This window comes from Pseudomonas sp. GW821-FHT02B10 (genome assembly GCF_059421865.1).
This window is the reverse complement of sequence record NZ_JBWKVU010000005.1, coordinates 252,256-271,284: the sequence shown is the minus strand read 5'-3', so window position 1 is coordinate 271,284 and position 19,029 is coordinate 252,256. Positions and strand designations below refer to the sequence as shown.

The 19,029-nt window shown below is 64.1% G+C and carries 15 protein-coding genes; 10 read left to right on the top strand and 5 right to left on the bottom strand.

Annotated features, from left to right (window positions below; all coding sequences use genetic code 11):
• Positions 1–119 precede the first annotated feature (119 nt).
• From AC07VU_RS13970 to gap, 5 genes are all read right to left on the bottom strand, one after another.
• On the bottom strand, positions 120–2,717 hold the full coding sequence (locus tag AC07VU_RS13970; protein WP_495030045.1) for a TonB-dependent receptor: 2,598 nt from the start codon (positions 2,715–2,717) through the stop codon (positions 120–122).
• 122 nt (positions 2,718–2,839) lie between these two features.
• Positions 2,840–3,823, bottom strand: a complete 984-nt coding sequence (locus AC07VU_RS13965; protein WP_495030044.1) for a FecR family protein — start codon at positions 3,821–3,823, stop codon at positions 2,840–2,842.
• Positions 3,824–3,926: 103 nt separating this feature from the next.
• Positions 3,927–4,445: an RNA polymerase sigma factor gene (locus AC07VU_RS13960; RefSeq protein WP_495030043.1), complete on the bottom strand. Its 519-nt coding sequence runs from the start codon at positions 4,443–4,445 to the stop codon at positions 3,927–3,929.
• Between the two features lie 73 nt (positions 4,446–4,518).
• Positions 4,519–4,983 carry a methylglyoxal synthase gene (locus AC07VU_RS13955; RefSeq protein WP_053262363.1) on the bottom strand — a complete coding sequence of 155 codons (465 nt, stop codon included), beginning with the start codon at positions 4,981–4,983 and terminating at the stop codon, positions 4,519–4,521.
• A gap of 129 nt (positions 4,984–5,112) precedes the next feature.
• Positions 5,113–6,117 (bottom strand): type I glyceraldehyde-3-phosphate dehydrogenase, encoded by a 1,005-nt coding sequence (gap, locus tag AC07VU_RS13950; protein ID WP_007926310.1) that lies wholly within the window; start codon positions 6,115–6,117, stop codon positions 5,113–5,115.
• A gap of 222 nt (positions 6,118–6,339) precedes the next feature.
• Between gap and edd the strand changes: the two genes are divergently transcribed.
• From edd to AC07VU_RS13900, 10 genes are all read left to right on the top strand, one after another.
• Positions 6,340–8,166 carry a phosphogluconate dehydratase gene (edd, locus tag AC07VU_RS13945; protein ID WP_087090301.1) on the top strand — a complete coding sequence of 609 codons (1,827 nt, stop codon included), beginning with the start codon at positions 6,340–6,342 and terminating at the stop codon, positions 8,164–8,166.
• A complete protein-coding gene (locus AC07VU_RS13940; protein ID WP_495030042.1) occupies positions 8,163–9,119 on the top strand; it encodes a glucokinase in 957 nt (318 codons plus the stop codon). The genes edd and AC07VU_RS13940 overlap by 4 nt, the downstream gene beginning before the upstream one ends.
• 221 nt (positions 9,120–9,340) lie before the next feature.
• Positions 9,341–10,072 carry a response regulator gene (locus tag AC07VU_RS13935; RefSeq protein WP_007926317.1) on the top strand — a complete coding sequence of 244 codons (732 nt, stop codon included), beginning with the start codon at positions 9,341–9,343 and terminating at the stop codon, positions 10,070–10,072.
• A gap of 31 nt (positions 10,073–10,103) precedes the next feature.
• On the top strand, positions 10,104–11,531 hold the full coding sequence (locus tag AC07VU_RS13930) for an ATP-binding protein (protein WP_202949040.1): 1,428 nt from the start codon (positions 10,104–10,106) through the stop codon (positions 11,529–11,531).
• 243 nt (positions 11,532–11,774) lie between these two features.
• Complete coding sequence (locus AC07VU_RS13925; protein WP_495030041.1) at positions 11,775–13,034, top strand: D-mannose isomerase; 1,260 nt, start codon at positions 11,775–11,777, stop codon at positions 13,032–13,034.
• A 118-nt stretch (positions 13,035–13,152) separates the two neighbouring features.
• Positions 13,153–14,460, top strand: coding sequence for an ABC transporter substrate-binding protein (locus AC07VU_RS13920; protein ID WP_007926323.1), 1,308 nt, complete (start codon positions 13,153–13,155; stop codon positions 14,458–14,460).
• Between the two features lie 183 nt (positions 14,461–14,643).
• Positions 14,644–15,552, top strand: a complete 909-nt coding sequence (locus AC07VU_RS13915) for a carbohydrate ABC transporter permease (protein ID WP_007926330.1) — start codon at positions 14,644–14,646, stop codon at positions 15,550–15,552.
• Positions 15,545–16,390: a carbohydrate ABC transporter permease gene (locus AC07VU_RS13910; RefSeq protein ID WP_007926331.1), complete on the top strand. Its 846-nt coding sequence runs from the start codon at positions 15,545–15,547 to the stop codon at positions 16,388–16,390. The genes AC07VU_RS13915 and AC07VU_RS13910 overlap by 8 nt, the downstream gene beginning before the upstream one ends.
• A 3-nt stretch (positions 16,391–16,393) precedes the next feature.
• On the top strand, positions 16,394–17,554 hold the full coding sequence (locus tag AC07VU_RS13905) for an ABC transporter ATP-binding protein (RefSeq protein ID WP_053262357.1): 1,161 nt from the start codon (positions 16,394–16,396) through the stop codon (positions 17,552–17,554).
• A 121-nt stretch (positions 17,555–17,675) separates the two neighbouring features.
• On the top strand, positions 17,676–19,025 hold the full coding sequence (locus AC07VU_RS13900) for a carbohydrate porin (protein ID WP_150052646.1): 1,350 nt from the start codon (positions 17,676–17,678) through the stop codon (positions 19,023–19,025).
• Positions 19,026–19,029 lie beyond the last annotated feature (4 nt).

Sequence of the window (19,029 nt, the reverse complement as noted above, 5' to 3'; positions counted from 1 at the left end):
TACTGAAAACGAGAGCGGCTTGAAATGAGAAGCACTTGCTAACTAGACGAACAAGAAGACGCGGCACAGTAAAAAATCCTCACTGCGCCCCATCGAAAAGCACAGTGAGGCAGACCGGATCAGATGTCCCAGATCAGGTTGACCGCGAAGTTGCGACCCGGCTGGGTCAGGCGGTCGAGGTTGGCCGGGCTGAGCACGGCGGCTTCGCCGACGCTGTCGTAGCCGCGCACGTCATCCCACAGCCAGTACTTCTTGTCGGCCAGGTTGTAGATGCCGGCGCTGACGGTGACGTCGTCGCTGACCTTGTAGAAGCCGGTCAGGTCGAGCACGCCGTAGCCCGGGGTCTTGAACTGGCTGCTGGTGCCGTCCGGGGTCTTGAAGCTGCTGCTGTCGACGCGGTCTTTCTTCTTCACCAGGGTCCAGCTGAGCAGGGCGCCGTAGTTATCCTGGTCGTAGCCCAGGCCGAACACGCCGGTCAGCGGGTTGACCGCGTTCAAGGGTTCGCCGGTGTCGTTGTTGCGACCGTAGGCATAGGCCACCGAACCCTGGGTGTACAGGCCCTGCGGCGCGCCCAGGGCGTCGAGGTTGAGCCGGCCCTTGACTTCCACGCCCTTGATGGTGGCGTGCTTGATGTTGTTGCTCTGGAACGTCAGTTCGTCGTAGCCCGGGGTCACCGCGTCTTCGTTGATGAAGTCGCGGTACTTGTTATAGAACACCGCCACGTCGAAGTTGCCGGACTCGAAGTTACCGCGCAGGCCGGTTTCATAGCTCTGGCTTTTCTCCGGCTTGAGGTTCGAGTTCGGCGCCACGCGGTAACCGGTGGTGGTGTTCTCGAAGCGGCCGTACAGCGCCTTGGCGGTCGGGGTGCGGAACCCTTCGGCGTACTGGCCGTACCAGGTGTACTGGTCGCTCAGGGCATAGGTCAGGCCGAACTTGGGCGATACCCGGTGCCAGGTCTTGTTCTGGTCGCTCACCTCACCATTGCCATCGGCGGCCACGGTGTTGAGGAACTCCTGGGTAATGTGCGGCTTGAGCTGGGTGTAGTCGTAGCGCAGGCCCGGCAGGAAGGTCCACTGGTTCCAGCTGATCTGGTCCTGGGCGAACAGGCTGTAGGTGTTGATGGTCGGGTCGGGGAAGTCGCTGGACTTCTTCAGCACGTCGGACGGGCTGATGGCGCCGACCGCCGTGCAACCGCGACCGACCGCCAGGCAGGTGCCGCTGCCGCTGCGCGAGCCGGTGACCTTTTCCTGCTTGATGGTGGTGCCGTAGGTCAGCAGGTGCTCGGTTTCACCGATGGCGAAGGCCTTGTCGGCCTGGGCGTCGAAGACCCACTGTTTCTCCTGGTAGAGGGTTTCGCGGCTGCGCATGACGTTGCGGCTGAACGGGAAGTAGTTTTCCAGGGTGCTCTGGTCGGTCTTGGCGATCTGGTAGTTCAGGCTCCACTTCACGTGGTCGGCCAGCAGGCTGTCGAGGACGAAGTGGTTGTCCAGGCCGAAGCGTTCGCGGGTGATGGTGTCGTTACCGGTACGCGAGCGGTACATGCCCAGCGGCTGGCCGGCGTTGAACGGGCCGCCCACGGCGCTTTTCTGGTTGGTGTCGCGGTCGTCCTTGTACTTCTCGTAGGTCAGGCCCAGGCGCGCGTCGTCGGCATAGTTCCAGCCGGCCTTGGCCAGCACGTTGCTGGTGCGCACGTCTTCCGGGTTGGCGGCGGTGCGCGCCAGGCCGGTGCCGTTGTGGCTGCCGTAGGAGTCGGTTTCGTGGCCGTCGCGCTGGCTGAAGTGCAGCAGGCCGTCGAACTGACCACTGCGCCCGGCCACGGTGGCCGACTTCAGCCAGCTGTCGTCGGCCGAGCTGTAGCCGGTCTTCAGGCGGGCGCCGACGTCCTGGCCTGGCTTGATGATGTCGTCCGGGTCGAGGGTGAAGTAGCTGACCGCGCCGCCGATGGCGTTGCTGCCGTACAGTACCGAGGCCGGGCCGCGGAGGATCTCCACGCGCTTGATGATTTCCGGGTCGACGTAATTGCGCTGGGTCTTGGCATAGGGGCCGTTGAAGAAGCCGTTGGGAATCTCCACGCCGTCGACCTGGGTCAGGATACGGTCGCCGTCGATGCCGCGGATGTTGTAGCCGCTGATGCCACCGCCGCGCTGGCCGGCGCCGCCGACCGAAACGCCCGGCTCGTAGCGCACCAGATCCTTGATGGTGTTGACGTTGTTGCGGTCCAGGTCCTGGCGGTCATGCACGGTCACGGTACTGGGCACGCTGCTGACGTCCTGTTCCTGGCGCGTGGCGCTGATGGTCACCTGTTGCAGGTTCAGGGCGCCGCCGCTGGCGCGTTTTTCCAGGACGATGTTGTTGGCGCCCAGCTTGCGGTAGCTCAGGTTGGTGCCCATCAGCAGGCGGTCCAGGGCTTTTTCCGGTGGCAGCGAACCGCGCACGCCCGGGGAAGCGATGCCTTCGCCCAGTTCCGCCGGCAGGCCGACCTGCCAGCCGGTGACAGCGGTAAAGGCGTTCAGCGCCGACACCAGCGGTTGCTGGTCGATGGCGAAGCTGTAGTCGCCCATGTTGCGTGCTGGCAGGGTCTTGGCCCCGGCGGTGGCGGCCAGGACTGGCGCGGCCCCGGCCAGCAGGATGGCGGCGGTCAGCAGGGACAGCGTGCAGTTCTGCAGGCGGGCCTGGCGGGAGGATGAAGAGGACCGGCTGTTGAGGCGAGAGGACATCGATAGCGCTCCGTGTCGCACGAATCTTTATAGGTGCTGATTCGCCATTTTTAATGCGAATCAATTGCATTGGCTATAACGAGACGAACGACCGACAGCGATCGCGTAAAAATAAATGCGCTTTAGTTGAGGATGACCAGCGCCGGGAATTCCTGCAGGCGCGCCGAGGTGATGTGAGCCAGGGAGCGCACCACGTCCAGCGGCTGGTCGAGGCGGTAATTGCCGGTGACCGCGACATCGGCCAGGCGCTCGTTGTTGTTGACGATCCAGCCCGGGTAATACCGACGCAATTCGGCCAGCACCTGGTTCAGCGGGCAGTTCTCGAACACCAGCCGGCCCTGGACCCAGGCCAGGTCCTTGTCGAGGTCGAGCTTGGCCGGGCGGTCGAAACCGTTGGGGCCGATGCGGATGCTTTCGCCGGCCGACAGGCGCACCCGGGCATCGTCGTGGGTGGCGCGCAGGTCGACATCGCCGCGCTGCACCCGCACCTGGGCCACGCCGTCCAGGTAACGCACGGCGAAGGCGGTGTCGCGCACGCTGGCGCGTACCGGGCCGGCGTCGAGTTCCAGCGGCTGGCCGCGGCTGGCGGGGATCTCGAAGAAGGCTTCGCCCTGGTACAGGCGGGCCACGCGCTGGCGCTCGTCGATGCTGCTGGAGAAGGCCGAGTTGGTGTTGAGCAGGACTTTCGAGCCGTCCTCCAGTTGCAGGCGCTGGCGCTCGCCGACCACGGTCAGGTGATCGGCCTGCAGGCGCAGGGGCAGGTTGCTGAAACTGAACAAACCGAGGATCAGCACCGCCGCGGTCGCCAGGGGCCGCCAGTGCGGACGCAGGCGCGACAGCAGGCTGAGCTTGGGTTTTTGCGTGTCCAGGTTTTGCGCGCAGTGCACCACTTGCGGACCGTTCCAGATCGCCTGGGCCTTGTCGAAGGCTGCGCTGTGCAGGGGCGAGGCGTTCAACCAGTCATGGAATTGCCGGGTCTGCTCGGGGCTCGGGTTCTCCAGCAGGATCAGCCAGTCCAGGGCCTGGTCCATGGCTTGATCCGCGGCGCAGGGGGGGGATGTTTCCTCGTCCTGGGCGGTCGGCTGGGTGCGGTGGATGTCCGTCACGGGTGTTCCTCGGCTGTGTCTGTGCACGGCTGTTTTTTAGATGGAGAGCGCAGGGCGGTCAAGGGTAGCAAAGGGCTGCGGCTGACGCCCGTCCGGCTGGGCCTCAATGACCGTTCAAGCGCTCGGCGACGCCGATACAGATGGCCATGATCAGCTTCAGTTCCTTTTGCACGGTGCTCTGGGAGACCTTGAGCTTCTCGGCGATTTCCAGGTAGCTGTGGCCGTGCAGGCGGCTGAGGATGAAGATCTGCTGTTGGCGCGGGCTGAGTTGGGCAAGGCTCATGTTCAGGCGTTCCAGCAACTGTTCGGCATGGGCGGCATCCTCGGCGCTGCTCAGGGGCGCGGCCACGCTTTCGACCACGTCCACCGGCACGTCTTCGAGCAGGGTGCGGGCCTGGATGCGTCGCGCGCGCAGATGGTCGAGCGCCAGGTTGCGGGCGGTCTGGAAGACGAAGGGTTCGAGGTGCTCGATGGCCCGTTCGCTCAGGGCCCGGGTCACCCGCAGGTAGGTTTCCTGCAGCAGGTCCTCGGCGGTGCTGTGGTTGTTGACCATCCGCTCCAGCGTGCGCAGCAGCGAAACGCGCTGGGTGAGAAAGACGTGATTGAAGCGGGATTGGCTCACAACAGGACCTGGCTGATTTTTTCAGCAGATGATAATGCTTATCATCTACGTCGAAGGTCAAGCCCTGAGTGAATCATCGACGCCCGGAGAGGTAGGCCGGGTAGTCCGGAATCCGGTAGCTGTGCGCCTGCTCCATCAGCGGGCTGCTGAGCAGGTAGTCGGCGCTGCATTCGTTGCAGGCCACGGGAATGTTCCAGACCGCCGCGACCCGTAGCAGGGCCTTGATGTCCGGATCGTGGGGCTGGGGTTCGAAGGGGTCCCAGAAGAACACCAGCATGTCCACCCGCTGCTCGGCGATCCGCGCGCCGAGTTGTTGGTCGCCGCCCAGGGGGCCGCTGATCATGCTTTCCACCGGCAGGCCGAGGCGCTGGTGCAGCAACTGGCCGGTGGTGCCGGTGGCCAGCAGATCGTGCTCGGCGAGCCGGTCTTTCTGTCGCTCGGCCCAGTCGAGGAGGAAACTCTTGCAATGGTCGTGGGCCACCAGGGCGATGCGCTTGCGCGCCGCCATGCTGGCCTGGGTGAAGCTGATACCGATCATCGGTGGTGGCTCCGGGAGGGAGAGAGTCTGCAGGAGCTGCCGAGGCTGCGATCTTTGCGCGCTTGAACCTCGAATGTGAAGATCAAAAGATCGCAGCCTGCGGCAGCTCCCGCGCCGCAGGCCGTGGGTTTACTCGGCGCTGCACAGGGCCAGGCAGTTATCCAGCATGCGGTTGGAGAAGCCCCACTCGTTGTCGTACCAGGCCAGGACCTTGAGCAGCTTGCCGCCGCTGACCTTGGTGTGATTGGCGTCGAAGATCGACGACAGTGGGTTGTGGTTGAAGTCGCTGGAAACCAGCGGCAGGCTGTTGTAGCCGAGGATCTTCGAGTGCTGGCTGGCGCTCTTGAGCAGGGCGTTGACCTCCTCGGCGGTGGTGTTGCGCTTGAGCTGCACGGTCAGGTCCACCAGCGATACGTTGATCACCGGCACCCGCACCGCCATGCCGGTCAGCTTGCCCGCCAGTTCCGGCAGCACCAGGCCCACGGCTTCGGCCGCGCCGGTCTTGCTCGGGATCATGTTCTGGGTGGCCGAACGGGCGCGGTACGGATCGCTGTGGTAGACGTCGGTCAGGTTCTGGTCGTTGGTGTAGGCGTGGATGGTGGTCATCAGCCCGCTTTCGATGCCCAGCTCGCGGTTCAGCACCTGGGCCACCGGCGCCAGGCAGTTGGTGGTGCACGAAGCGTTGGAAATGATCTGGTGCGACTGGCGCAGAATGTCGTGGTTCACGCCATACACCACGGTGGCGTCGGCGCCTTTGGCCGGGGCGGAAATAATCACTTTGCGGGCGCCGGCGCTGAGATGGGCGGCGGCCTTGGCACGGTCGGTGAACAGACCGGTGCATTCGAATACTACGTCAATCTTCTCGGCGGCCCAGGGCAGTTCGGCCGGATTGCGGATGGCGCTGACGGCGATCCGGTCGCCGTTGACGGTCAGGCTTTCCTGATCGTGCTGCACCTCGGCATCGAAGGTGCCGTGGACGGTGTCGTATTTGAGCAGGTGGGCATTGATCGAGCTATCACCCAGATCGTTGATGGCGACGATCTGCAGATCCTGACGATAGCCTTGGGTATAAAGTGCGCGCAGGACGTTGCGGCCGATGCGGCCAAAACCATTGATTGCGATTCGTAGAGTCATAGAAAAGCGCCTGCCGTAGTTTTGTTGTTGGAATTACAAGATTATTCGCAAAAAAATAGAAAACAAGCCTTTTTGATGGCAATATTTTGTTTTATCTACAACGAGTGACCTGAATCAACTGGTCCAAATGGTCAAGAAACCCTCTGCCATCCCCTGTGCCGCGGGCGTTTTGACCAGCATAGACAAACAGGTCGCCACATCCGTTAGCCTGGAGTTCTACACATGCATCCCCGCGTTCTTGAGGTCACCGAACGGCTTGTCGCCCGCAGTCGCGCCACTCGCGAGGCTTACCTCGCCCTGATCCGCGGCGCCGCCAGCGATGGCCCGCAACGGGGCAAGCTGCAGTGTGCGAACTTCGCCCACGGCGTTGCCGGCTGCGGCTCGGAAGACAAGCACAGCCTGCGCATGATGAATGCCGCCAACGTGGCAATTGTTTCGTCATATAACGACATGCTCTCGGCGCACCAGCCGTACGAGCACTTTCCCGAACAGATCAAGAAGGCCCTGCGCGAGATGGGCTCGGTCGGCCAGTTCGCCGGCGGCACCCCCGCCATGTGCGATGGCGTGACCCAGGGCGAGGCCGGCATGGAGCTGAGCCTGCCGAGCCGCGAGGTGATCGCGCTGTCCACCGCGGTGGCCTTGTCCCACAACATGTTCGACGCCGCGCTGATGCTCGGCATCTGCGACAAGATCGTCCCGGGCCTGATGATGGGCGCGCTGCGCTTCGGCCATCTGCCGACCATCTTCGTCCCGGGCGGGCCGATGCCGTCGGGCATTTCCAACAAGGAAAAGGCCGACGTGCGCCAGCGTTACGCCGAGGGCAAGGCGACCCGCGAAGAGCTGCTGGAATCGGAGATGAAGTCCTACCACAGCCCGGGCACCTGCACCTTCTACGGCACCGCCAACACCAACCAGCTGCTGATGGAAGTCATGGGCCTGCACTTGCCGGGCGCGTCCTTCGTCAACCCTTACACGCCACTGCGCGACGCCCTGACCCATGAGGCGGCGCAGCAGGTCACCCGCCTGACCGCGCAGAGCGGCAACTTCACGCCGATCGGCGAGATCGTCGACGAGCGTTCGCTGGTCAACTCCATCGTCGCCCTGCACGCCACCGGCGGTTCGACCAACCACACCCTGCACATGCCGGCGATTGCCCAGGCCGCGGGCATCCAGCTGACCTGGCAGGACATGGCCGACCTCTCCGAGGTGGTGCCGACCCTGTCCCACGTCTATCCGAACGGCAAGGCCGACATCAACCACTTCCAGGCCGCGGGCGGCATGGCGTTCCTGATCCGCGAACTGCTGGAAGCCGGCCTGCTCCACGAAGACGTCAATACCGTGGCCGGTCGTGGCCTGAGCCGCTACACCCAGGAGCCGTTCCTGGACAACGGCAAGCTGGTGTGGCGCGACGGCCCGATCGAAAGCCTCGACGAAAACATCCTGCGCCCGGTGGCCCGCGCGTTCTCGCCGGAAGGCGGCCTGCGGGTGATGGAAGGCAACCTCGGTCGCGGGGTGATGAAAGTTTCCGCCGTGGCGTTGCAGCACCAGATCGTCGAAGCGCCGGCGGTGGTGTTCCAGGACCAGCAGGACCTGGCCGATGCGTTCAAGGCCGGCGAGCTGGAAAAAGACTTCGTGGCGGTGATGCGCTTTCAGGGCCCGCGCTCCAACGGCATGCCGGAACTGCACAAGATGACGCCGTTCCTCGGCGTGTTGCAGGACCGCGGCTTCAAGGTCGCGCTGGTCACCGACGGGCGCATGTCCGGGGCCTCGGGCAAGATCCCGGCGGCGATCCACGTCAGCCCGGAAGCCCAGGTCGGCGGCGCGCTGGCGCGAGTACGCGACGGCGACATCATTCGCGTGGATGGCGTAAAGGGCACGCTGGAGCTTAAGGTAGACGCCGACGAATTCGCCGCCCGCGAGCCGGCCAAGGGCCTGCTGGGCAACAACGTCGGCAGCGGCCGCGAATTGTTCGGTTTCATGCGCATGGCCTTCAGCTCGGCGGAGCAGGGCGCCAGCGCCTTTACCTCTGCCCTGGAGAACCTTAAGTGAAGTTAGCGCTGGTCGGTGACATTGGTGGAACCAATGCGCGTTTTGCGTTGTGGAAAGACCAGCGCCTGGAGTCGATCCAGGTGCTGGCGACGGCGGACCACGCCAGCCCGGAAGAAGCCATCGGCGTCTACCTGGGCGGCCTCGGCCTGGCGCCGGGTGCGATCGGCGCGGTGTGCCTGTCGGTGGCCGGCCCGGTCGGCGGCGACGAATTTCGTTTTACCAACAACCATTGGCGCCTGAGCCGCAAGGCCTTCTGCCAGACCTTGCAGGTCGATGAGCTGCTGCTGGTCAATGACTTCTCGGCCATGGCCCTGGGCATGACCCGCCTGCAGCCCGGCGAGTTCCGGGTGGTTTGCGAAGGCACCGCCGAGCCGTTGCGCCCGGCGGTGGTGATCGGGCCGGGCACCGGCCTGGGCGTCGGCACCCTGCTGGATCTGGGCGAAGGCCGCTGGGCCGCCTTGCCGGGCGAGGGCGGGCATGTCGACCTGCCGTTGAGCAGCCCGCGGGAAACCCAGTTGTGGCAGCACATCTACAGCGAGATCGGCCACGTCAGCGCCGAGACCGCGCTCAGCGGCGGCGGCTTGCCCCGGGTGTACCGGGCGATCTGCGCGGTGGACGGGCATGAGCCGCTGCTCGACACCCCGGAAGCCATCACCGCCGCGGGCCTGGCCGGCGACCCCATCGCCCTGGAAGTGCTCGAGCAGTTCTGCTGCTGGCTGGGCCGGGTGGCGGGCAACAACGTGCTGACCATCGGTGCGCGCGGTGGTGTGTACATCGTCGGCGGGGTGATCCCGCGGTTCGCCGACTTTTTCGTCGAAAGCGGTTTCGCCCGTTGTTTTGCCGACAAGGGCTGTATGAGCGATTACTTCAAGGGCATTCCGGTGTGGCTGGTGACGGCGCCGTACTCGGGCCTGACCGGTGCCGGGGTAGCGCTGGAGCAGGCGTTCGCCTGATCCAGTGCACTACATCGGTAGCCGCTGCCGAGCCTGCGAGGCTGCGATAAGGCCGAAGGCCTTCAGCGATCTTTAAATCCCTGCGCCCGCTTCGTCGGAATGCCGCCCAGGTCGATCGCAGCCTCGCGGGCTCGGCAGCGGCTACAGCGTCTTGGTATCTACGTTTCGTTGATCGGTAAGGCATAATCCGGCCCCATCCATAACAACAAAGGACGGCCCGCGTGAGTTCAGTCAGTAAGTCGATCTTGTTGGTTGATGACGATCAGGAAATACGCGAGCTGCTGGAGACCTACCTCAGTCGCGCCGGCTTCCAGGTCCGCAGCACGCCCAACGGCGCCGGTTTTCGCCAGGCGCTGAACGAGGCGCCGAGCGACCTGGTGATTCTCGACGTGATGCTGCCGGACGAAGACGGCTTCAGCCTGTGCCGCTGGATTCGCCAGCATCCGCGGGTCGGCCAGGTGCCGATCATCATGCTCACCGCCAGCTCCGATGAAGCCGACCGGGTGATCGGCCTGGAGCTGGGTGCCGACGATTACCTGGGCAAGCCCTTCAGCCCCCGGGAATTGCAGGCGCGGATCAAGGCCCTGTTGCGCCGTGCGCAGTTCGGCCAGGAGCGCGCCGGCGGCGAGGTGCTGTGCTTCGACGAATGGCGCCTGGACATGGTCAGCCACCGGCTGTTCCACAACGACGGCGAGGAAGTGATCCTCTCCGGCGCCGACTTCGCCCTGCTCAAGCTGTTCCTCGACCACCCCCAGGAAATCCTCGACCGCGACACCATCGGCAATGCCACCCGCGGCCGTGAGCTGATGCCCCTGGACCGCATCGTCGACATGGCGGTCAGCCGCCTGCGCCAACGCCTGCGCGACACCGAGAAACCGCCGCGGCTGATCCGCACCGTGCGCGGCAGCGGTTACCAGTTGGCAGCCAATGTGGTTGCCGGCAATGCTCACTGAGTGGCCGCGCAAGTTGCTGGCGCGGGTGCCGGTGCCGCGTTCGCTGCTGGGCCGGATGTTGCTGCTGACGCTGCTGGCGGTGTTGTTCGCGCAAACCTTGTCCAGCGTGATCTGGGTGTCGCAATTGCGCGCCACCCAGCTCGAAGGCCTGGTCACCAGCGCCCGCAGCCTGGCCCATTCGATGACCGCCAGCGTCAGCTACTTTCGCTCGCTGCCGGTGGCGTACCGGCCGCTGGTGCTCGACCAGTTGCGCAGCATGGGCGGCACCCGTTTTGTCGTGACCCTCAACGACAAGCCGCTGGGCATGGAAGTGTTGCCCATCACGCCACGCAAGCAGGCGGTGCTCAAGGCGGTGGAGGAAGTGCTGCGCCAGTCCCTGGGCAACGACGCCTACATCTCGGTGACCTTCGTCAGCCCCGAGGACCTGCGGATTTTCAACGGCGGCCTGAAACTCGATGAGTTGCCGCGTTCCTGGGCCCATTACGCCCTGACCCTGGAACCGGTGAATCCGCCGGTGCTGGTCACCCAGATCCAGATGGCGCCGGGCGAGTGGCTGTACATCGCATCGCTGTTGCCCGAGCCCTATACCAGCCTCGAAGAGCAGGGGCTGCCGGCGCAGCAGGTGTGGTTCATCGTGCTCACCAGCGGTTTCCTGCTGCTGTTCATCGGCCTGCTGGTGCATTGGCAGAGCCGGCCGCTCAAGCGCCTGGCGCGGGCCGCGCGGGACATGTCCCTGGGCGCCGATGTGCAGCCGGTGGCCGAAGGCGGCGGCAGCGAAGTGGTGGAGGTCGGCCGGGCCTTCAATGCCATGCGCGAGCGCATCAGCCGTTACCTGACCGAACGCAGCCAGTTGTTCAGTGCGATTTCCCACGACCTGCGCACGCCCATCACCCGGCTGCGGCTGCGGGTCGAACTGCTGGAGGACGAGCAGTTGCAAACCAAGTTCGGCCGCGACCTGGATGAGCTGGAGTTGCTGGTCAAGGGCGCGCTGCAATGCGTCAAGGACACCGATATCCACGAGAACATCGAGCCGGTGGACCTCAACCAGGTGCTCGACTGCCTGGTGGAGCCTTACCTGGCGCCCAACGGCAACGGCCGCGTGACCCAGCAGGGGCGGGCGCTGGCGCCTTATCCGGGCAAGCCCCTGGCGCTCAAGCGCTGCATGGGCAACCTGATCGACAACGCGCTGAAGTACGGGCAGAACGCCCACCTGCACATCGACGACGATGCCAATGCGTTCATCCTGCATGTCGACGACGAAGGCCCGGGCGTGCCGGAGCAGCGCCTGGAGCAGGTGTTCGAGCCGCACTTTCGCCTGTCCGGCCAGCAGCAGGGCTACGGCCTGGGCCTGGGCATCGCGCGCAACATCGCCCACAGCCATGGCGGCGAGGTGAGCCTGCAGAACCTGCGCGAAGGCGGTTTGCGCGTGACCCTGTACCTGCCGCGCTCCATGGATTGATGCCCTTGTAGCCGCTGGCGAAGCCTGCGCCCGGCCGCGTAGCGGTCGTAAAACTTTATGCCGCGCTTGGTCGTATGACCGAGGCGCCGGTTTTGCGAGCCCTGCGGTCTCGAGCGCAGCCTGCGGCAGCGGCTACAGGGGTTTTGTCACGGCTTGGTGACATTTCCTGTGACCTTCGTTACCTGCCCGCGCGAACCCGTTGTTTAGACTCAAGGCCTTGATAAGAACAACAACAGGTTCGCCATGAACAGTATTCCACTGACGTTCAGCAGCTGGCTGAACGCTCCTGCCCATCATCAATGGCTGGCCGCCGAAGGCCAGCGCCTGCTGGGGTTCGCCCGCGCGGCACGGCTGCCCGAAGGCTTCGGCGACCTGGACGAGCGCGGGCGCCTGCCGAGCGATGCCCGCGCCGGCACCATGAACACCGCGCGCATGACCCACAGTTTCGCCATGGCCCATATCCAGGGCATTCCCGGCTACGCCGCGCTGGTGGACCACGGCATCGCCGCGCTCAACGGTGCGCTGCACGATGGCCAGTACGGCGGCTGGTTTGCCAGCCCCGGACAGCGCGACGGCAATAGCGGCAAGGCCGCCTACCTGCATGCCTTCGTCGCCCTGGCGGCGAGTTCCGCGGTGGTGGCCGCGCGCCCCGGCGCCGAGGCCTTGCTGGCGGAGGCGATCCGGGTCATCGAAACGCATTTCTGGAGCGAGGAGGAGGGCGCGATGCGCGAGTCCTTCAACCGCGACTGGAGCGGCGAGGAGGCCTATCGCGGCGCCAACAGCAACATGCACGCCACCGAGGCGTTCCTCGCCCTGGCCGATGTCACCCAGGACTCGCGCTGGCTCAACCGCGCCCTGCACATTGTCGAGCGGGTCATCCATGAGCATGCCGCCGCCGGCGATTACCGGGTGGTCGAGCATTTCGACCGGCAGTGGCAGCCGCTGCCGGATTACAACCAGGAGCATCCGGCCGACGGTTTCCGCCCCTATGGCACCACCCCCGGGCACGCCTTCGAATGGGCCCGCCTGCTGCTGCACCTGGAAGCCGCGCGCTGCCAGGCCGGCATGCTCAGCCCCGGCTGGCTGCTGCTGGATGCCCAGAAACTCTTCGAGAATGCCTGCCGTGACGCCTGGGACGTCGATGGCGCGCCGGGCATCGTCTACACCCTGGACTGGCAGCAGCGCCCCGTGGTGCGCCAGCGCCTGCACTGGACCCACGCCGAGGCCGCGGCGGCGGCCAGTGCCTTGCTGCAACGCACCGGGGAGGCGCAGTACGAAACCTGGTATCGGCGTTTCTGGGAGTTCACTGCCGAGCATTTCATCGACCCGCTGCACGGCAGCTGGCATCACGAGCTGGATAGCAGCAACAGGCCCAGCGCCGAGATCTGGGCCGGCAAGCCGGACCTGTATCACGCCTGGCAGGCGGTGCTGATTCCGCGCCTGCCCCTGGCGCCGAGCATGGCATCGGCCTTGGCCGAAGTGTCTAGACTGGGCATTGTGTAACCATGTGGTGACATTCGCGCATCCCTTCGTTACCTGCGCGGGTGGGTCCCCTGTTTAGAATCCTATGCAGCGCAAGCACCAGACTTGCATGCATAACAACAAGAAAGGTACACCTCAGATGAATGCGATTTCTCGTCTAGCTGCTGTCATTTCCGTTGCCTCGTTGTTTCCCCTCAGTGCATTCCCTCTCGTTTCCGTTGCCGCCGATGCCAAAGGCTCCGTGGAAGTCGTCCATTGGTGGACTTCCGGCGGTGAAAAAGCGGCGGTCGATGTGCTCAAGGCCCAAGTCGAAAAAGACGGTTTCACCTGGAAAGACGGCGCAGTCGCTGGCGGTGGCGGTGCCACGGCCATGACCGTGCTGAAAAGCCGCGCCGTTTCCGGCAACCCGCCGGGCGTTGCCCAGATCAAGGGCCCGGACATCCAGGAGTGGGGCAGCACCGGCCTGCTCAGCACCGACGCGCTGAAAGACGTGGCCAAGTCGGAAAACTGGGATGGCCTGCTTTCCAAGAAAGTCTCCGACACCGTGAAGTACGAAGGTGACTATGTCGCGGTGCCGGTGAACATCCACCGCGTCAACTGGCTGTGGATCAACCCGGAAGTCTTCAAGAAGGCCGGGATCGACAAGGCCCCGACCACTCTCGAAGAATTCTATGCCGCCGGCGACAAGCTCAAGGCCGCCGGCTTCATCGCCCTGGCCCATGGCGGCCAGCCATGGCAGGACAGCACCGTGTTCGAAGATGTGGTGCTCTCGGTCATGGGCGCCGATGGCTACAAGAAAGCCCTGGTCGACCTGGACCAGAAGACCCTCGCCGGCCCGGAGATGACCAAGGCCTTCACCGAGCTGAAGAAAGTCACCGGCTACATGGACCCGAACCGCGCCGGGCGTGACTGGAACATCGCTGCCGCTGACGTCATCAATGGCAAGGCCGGCATGCAGATGATGGGCGACTGGGCCAAGAGCGAGTGGACCGCGGCGAAGAAAGTCGCCGGCAAGGACTACCAGTGCGTGGCCTTCCCGGGCACCGACAAAGCCTTCACCTACAACATCGACTCCCTGGCGGTGTTCAAGCTCAAGGCCGATCGCAAAGGCGATATCGCCGCGCAGCAGGACCTGGCCAAGGTCGCCCTGGGCAAGGACTTCCAGAAGGTCTTCAGCATCAACAAGGGTTCGATCCCGGTGCGCACCGACATGCTCAACGACATGGCCGCGCAAGGCTTCGACTCCTGCGCCCAGGCGGCGGCCAAGGACTTCCTGGCCGACGACAAGACCGGCGGCCTGCAACCGAGCATGGCGCACAACATGGCCACCTCCCTGGCCGTGCAGGGTGCGATCTTCGATGTGGTGACCAACTTCATGAACGACAAGGACGCGGACCCGGCCAAGGCCAGTGCGCAGCTGGCGTCAGCCGTCAAGGCTGCTCAGTAACTCCGAATGCCGCAGGTCTGCCTGCGGCGATTTATCTGACGGCTCTTTCCCCTGTAGGAGCGAGCTTGCTCGCGATGACTGCATGACATTCGACAGAGGTGTCGGCAGTCGGATCGCTATCGCGAGCAAGCTCGCTCCTACAGAGGGCGTGTCGGACCTCACTTCTTCAATTGGATTATCCCGATGAGCTCTGTGGCGGTTTTCAGCAAAGCCTCACCGTTCGACGCGCTGCAGCGCTGGCTCCCCAAGTTGGTCCTGGCGCCAAGCATGCTGATCGTCCTGGTCGGTTTTTACGGTTACATCATCTGGACGTTCATTCTGTCCTTCACCAATTCCAGCTTCATGCCGAGCTACAAGTGGGTCGGCCTGCAGCAATACATGCGCCTGATGGACAACGACCGCTGGTGGGTGGCGAGCAAGAACCTGGCGCTGTTCGGCGGCATGTTCATCGGCATCAGCCTGGTGCTCGGCGTGTTCCTGGCGGTGCTGCTGGACCAGCGCATCCGCAGGGAAGGCTTTATCCGCACCGTCTACCTGTACCCGATGGCGCTGTCGATGATCGTCACCGGCACCGCCTGGAAATGGCTGCTCAACCCCGGCCTGGGCCTGGACAAGATGCTGCGTGACTGGGGCTGGGAAGGCTTTCGCCTGGACTGGCTGGTGGATCAGGATCGCGTGGTGTACTGCCTGGTGATCGCCGCTGTGTGGCAGGCCTCCGGCTTTGTCATGGCGATGTTCCTCGCCGGCTTGCGCGGCGTCGACCAGTCGATCATCCGCGCCGCCCAGGTCGATGGCGCGAGCCTGCCGACCATCTACCTGAAGATTGTCCTGCCGAGCCTGCGCCCGGTGTTCTTCAGCGCCTTCATGATCCTCGCGCACATCGCGATCAAGAGCTTCGACCTGGTGGCGGCGATGACCGCCGGTGGCCCTGGCTACTCGTCCGACCTGCCGGCGATGTTCATGTATTCCTTCACCTTCAGCCGTGGGCAGATGGGCATAGGTTCGGCCAGCGCCATGCTGATGCTGGGCGCCGTGCTGACCATCCTGGTGCCGTACCTGTACTCCGAACTGCGAGGCAAACGCCATGACTAACCAGCTCGGAAAACCTGCGCTGAACTTCAGCCGCATCGCCATCTACGCCACCCTGCTGCTGGCCGCGGCGGTGTACCTGGTACCGCTGGTGGTGATGCTGCTCACCAGCTTCAAGACCCCGGAAGACATCCGCACCGGCAACCTGCTGAGCTGGCCGGCCGTGATCGACGGCATCGGCTGGATCAAGGCCTGGGACACCGTGGGTGGCTACTTTTGGAACTCGGTGAAGATCACCGTGCCGGCGGTGATCATCTCGACTTTCGTCGGTGCCATGAACGGCTACGTGCTGTCGATGTGGCGCTTCCGCGGTTCGCAGCTGTTCTTCGGCCTGCTGCTGTTCGGTTGCTTCCTGCCGTTCCAGACCGTGCTGCTGCCGGCGTCCTTCACCCTCGGCAAGTTCGGCCTGGCCAACACCACCAGCGGCCTGGTGCTGGTGCACGTGGTCTACGGGCTGGCGTTCACCACGTTGTTCTTCCGCAACTACTACGTGAGCATTCCGGATGCCCTGGTCAAGGCCGCGCGCCTGGACGGCGCGGGCTTCTTCACCATCTTCGGCAAGATCCTGCTGCCGATGTCGGTGCCGATCGTCATGGTCTGCCTGATCTGGCAGTTCACCCAGATCTGGAACGATTTCCTGTTCGGCGTGGTGTTCGCCAGCGGCGATGCGCAACCGATCACCGTGGCCTTGAACAACCTGGTCAACACCAGCACCGGGACCAAGGAATACAACGTTGATATGGCGGCGGCGATGATCGCCGGGCTGCCGACACTGCTGGTCTACATATTCGCTGGCAAGTATTTCCTGCGTGGGCTGACGTCCGGCGCGGTCAAGGGGTAAAAGATGGCAACTCTCGAATTACGCAACGTCAACAAGACCTATGGCAGCGGCTTGCCGGACACCCTGAAGAACATCGAACTGAAGATCGATGACGGTGAGTTCCTGATTCTCGTGGGGCCCTCGGGCTGCGGTAAATCCACCCTGATGAACTGCATCGCCGGCCTGGAAAACATCAGCGGTGGGGCGATCCTGGTGGACGACGCCGACATCAGCGGCATGAGCCCGAAGGACCGCGACATCGCCATGGTGTTCCAGTCCTACGCGCTGTACCCGACCATGAGCGTGCGCGACAACATCGCCTTCGGCCTGAAGATCCGCAAGATGCCGGCCGCCGAGATCGACGAGGAAGTGGCGCGGGTGGCCAAGCTGCTGCAGATCGAACACCTGCTCAGCCGTAAGCCCGGCCAGCTGTCCGGCGGCCAGCAACAGCGCGTGGCCATGGGCCGGGCCCTGGCGCGGCGGCCGAAGATCTACCTGTTCGACGAACCGCTGTCCAACCTCGATGCCAAGCTGCGGGTCGAGATGCGCACCGAAATGAAACTGATGCACCAGCGCCTGAAAACCACCACGGTCTATGTCACCCACGACCAGATCGAAGCCATGACCCTGGGCGACAAGGTGGCGGTGATGAAGGACGGCATCATCCAGCAGTTCGGTACTCCGAAACAGATCTACAACGACCCGGCCAACCTGTTCGTGGCCAGCTTCATCGGCTCGCCGCCGATGAATTTCATCCCCCTGCGCCTGCAGCGCAAGGACGGCCGCCTGCTGGCCCTGCTGGACAGCGGCCAGGCCCGTTGCGAGCTGCCTTTGGGCATGCAGGACGCCGGCCTGGAAGACCGTGAAGTGATACTCGGCATCCGTCCGGAGCAGATCGGCCTGGCGAACGGCGAGGGCAACGGCCTGCCGACCTTGCGCGCCGAGGTCCAGGTCACCGAGCCGACCGGTCCCGACACCCTGGTGTTCGTCAACCTCAACGGCACCAAGGTCTGCTGCCGCCTGGCGCCGGATGTGGCGCCGCAGGTCGGCGAAACCCTGACCCTGCAATTCGATCCGGCCAAGGTTCTGCTGTTCGATGCCAAGAGTGGCGAGCGCCTGGGTGTTGCGGCCCCTGCGCAGGCCGAAGCCCATGCCAGCAACGTGGCGCAGTTCAAGGGGCGTTGAAGCCCGCGTTATTGGAGCAAGGACATACCGAATGCGCGGCGGATGGCCTGTCATCCGTCGCATCAGGTGTAAACCGCGTTAGAGAAAAACAGTTAATAACAATAAAGACGAGGATGTAGGGATGAAAAACAAGAGCACCAATGCACGCTTGATCTGCCAGTTGTCAGCGATTGCGGCAATGACCCTGGCCGGTAGCGCGCACGCTGACGAAGCGTTCAGCGCCGATTCGAAATGGATGACCGGCGACTGGGGTGGCGAGCGGACCAAGCTGCTCGAGAAAGGGATCGACATCAAGGCCGATTACGTTGGCGAAATGGGCGCCAACCTGCACGGCGGCTACAATGACGACAAGACCGGACGCTACAGCGACCAGTTTGGCCTGGGCGTGGCGCTGGACCTGGAAAAACTCTGGGGCTGGGACAACACCCAGGCGAAGATCCAGCTGACCAACCGTAACGGCCAGAACATCTCCAACGACCGTATCGGCGACCCGCGTGCCGGCACCCTGAGCTCCTCCCAGGAAGTCTACGGCCGTGGCCACATGGTGCGTCTGACCCAACTGTGGATCCAGCACCAGTTCCTCGACGGCAAGCTCGACGTCAAGGCCGGTTACTTCGGCGAAGGCGAAGACTTCAACACCTTCCCCTGCGACTTCCAGAACCTGGCGTTCTGCGGCTCCCAGGTGGGCAACTGGGCAACCAACATCTGGTACAACTGGCCGGTCAGCCAGGCGGCACTGCGGGTGAAGTACCACATCACCCCTGAGCTGTACGCGCAGATCGGCGCGTACAACCAGAACCCGTCGCAACTGGAACACGGCAACGGCTTCAAGCTCAGCGGCAGCGGTACCAAGGGCACCGTCCTGCCGGTCGAGCTGGTCTGGTCGCCGAAGGTCAACAACCTGCCGGGCGAATACCGCGTCGGCTACTACAAGAGCACGGCCGATGCCAGCGACGTGCGCGAGGACGTCAATGGCCAGGACGCCGCGGTCACCGGCGACAGCTATCGCGTGCACAGCAGCAAGCACGGCTACTGGTTCGTCGGGCAGCAGCAACTCACCACCCACAACGGCGATGCGACCCGCGGTCTGAATATCGCGGCCAACGCCACGTTCCACGACAAGGACACCAACTTCATCGACAACTACCAGTCGCTGATGCTGGTGTACAAGGGCCCGTTCGACGCACGTCCGAAGGATGACGTCGGCATTGGTTTCGCCCGTATCCATGTCAACGACGACGTGAAGAAAAACGCCCAGTTGCTCAATGACACCAACGGCGTCAGCAACTACGACGATCCGCTGTTCTCGCCGATCCGTGAGACTGAGTACAACTACGAAATCAACTACGGCTTCCATGTCACCAACTGGCTGACCGTGCGTCCCAACCTGCAGTACATCACCCATCCAGGCGGTGTGGATGAAGTCGACAACGCCCTGGTGGCCGGCCTGAAAATTCAGTCGGTGTTCTAACGCT

What these genes read in the sequence shown, in the direction of transcription:
- edd (WP_087090301.1), top strand. Translation starts at nt 6,340, where the DNA reads ATGCATCCCCGCGTTCTTGAGGTCACCGAACGGCTTGTCGCCCGCAGT.
- AC07VU_RS13915 (WP_007926330.1), top strand. Translation starts at nt 14,644, where the DNA reads ATGAGCTCTGTGGCGGTTTTCAGCAAAGCCTCACCGTTCGACGCGCTG.
- AC07VU_RS13925 (WP_495030041.1), top strand. Translation starts at nt 11,775, where the DNA reads ATGAACAGTATTCCACTGACGTTCAGCAGCTGGCTGAACGCTCCTGCC.
- AC07VU_RS13905 (WP_053262357.1), top strand. Translation starts at nt 16,394, where the DNA reads ATGGCAACTCTCGAATTACGCAACGTCAACAAGACCTATGGCAGCGGC.
- gap (WP_007926310.1), bottom strand. Translation starts at nt 6,117, where the DNA reads ATGACTCTACGAATCGCAATCAATGGTTTTGGCCGCATCGGCCGCAAC.
- AC07VU_RS13920 (WP_007926323.1), top strand. Translation starts at nt 13,153, where the DNA reads ATGAATGCGATTTCTCGTCTAGCTGCTGTCATTTCCGTTGCCTCGTTG.
- AC07VU_RS13910 (WP_007926331.1), top strand. Translation starts at nt 15,545, where the DNA reads ATGACTAACCAGCTCGGAAAACCTGCGCTGAACTTCAGCCGCATCGCC.
- AC07VU_RS13900 (WP_150052646.1), top strand. Translation starts at nt 17,676, where the DNA reads ATGAAAAACAAGAGCACCAATGCACGCTTGATCTGCCAGTTGTCAGCG.
- AC07VU_RS13955 (WP_053262363.1), bottom strand. Translation starts at nt 4,983, where the DNA reads ATGATCGGTATCAGCTTCACCCAGGCCAGCATGGCGGCGCGCAAGCGC.
- AC07VU_RS13970 (WP_495030045.1), bottom strand. Translation starts at nt 2,717, where the DNA reads ATGTCCTCTCGCCTCAACAGCCGGTCCTCTTCATCCTCCCGCCAGGCC.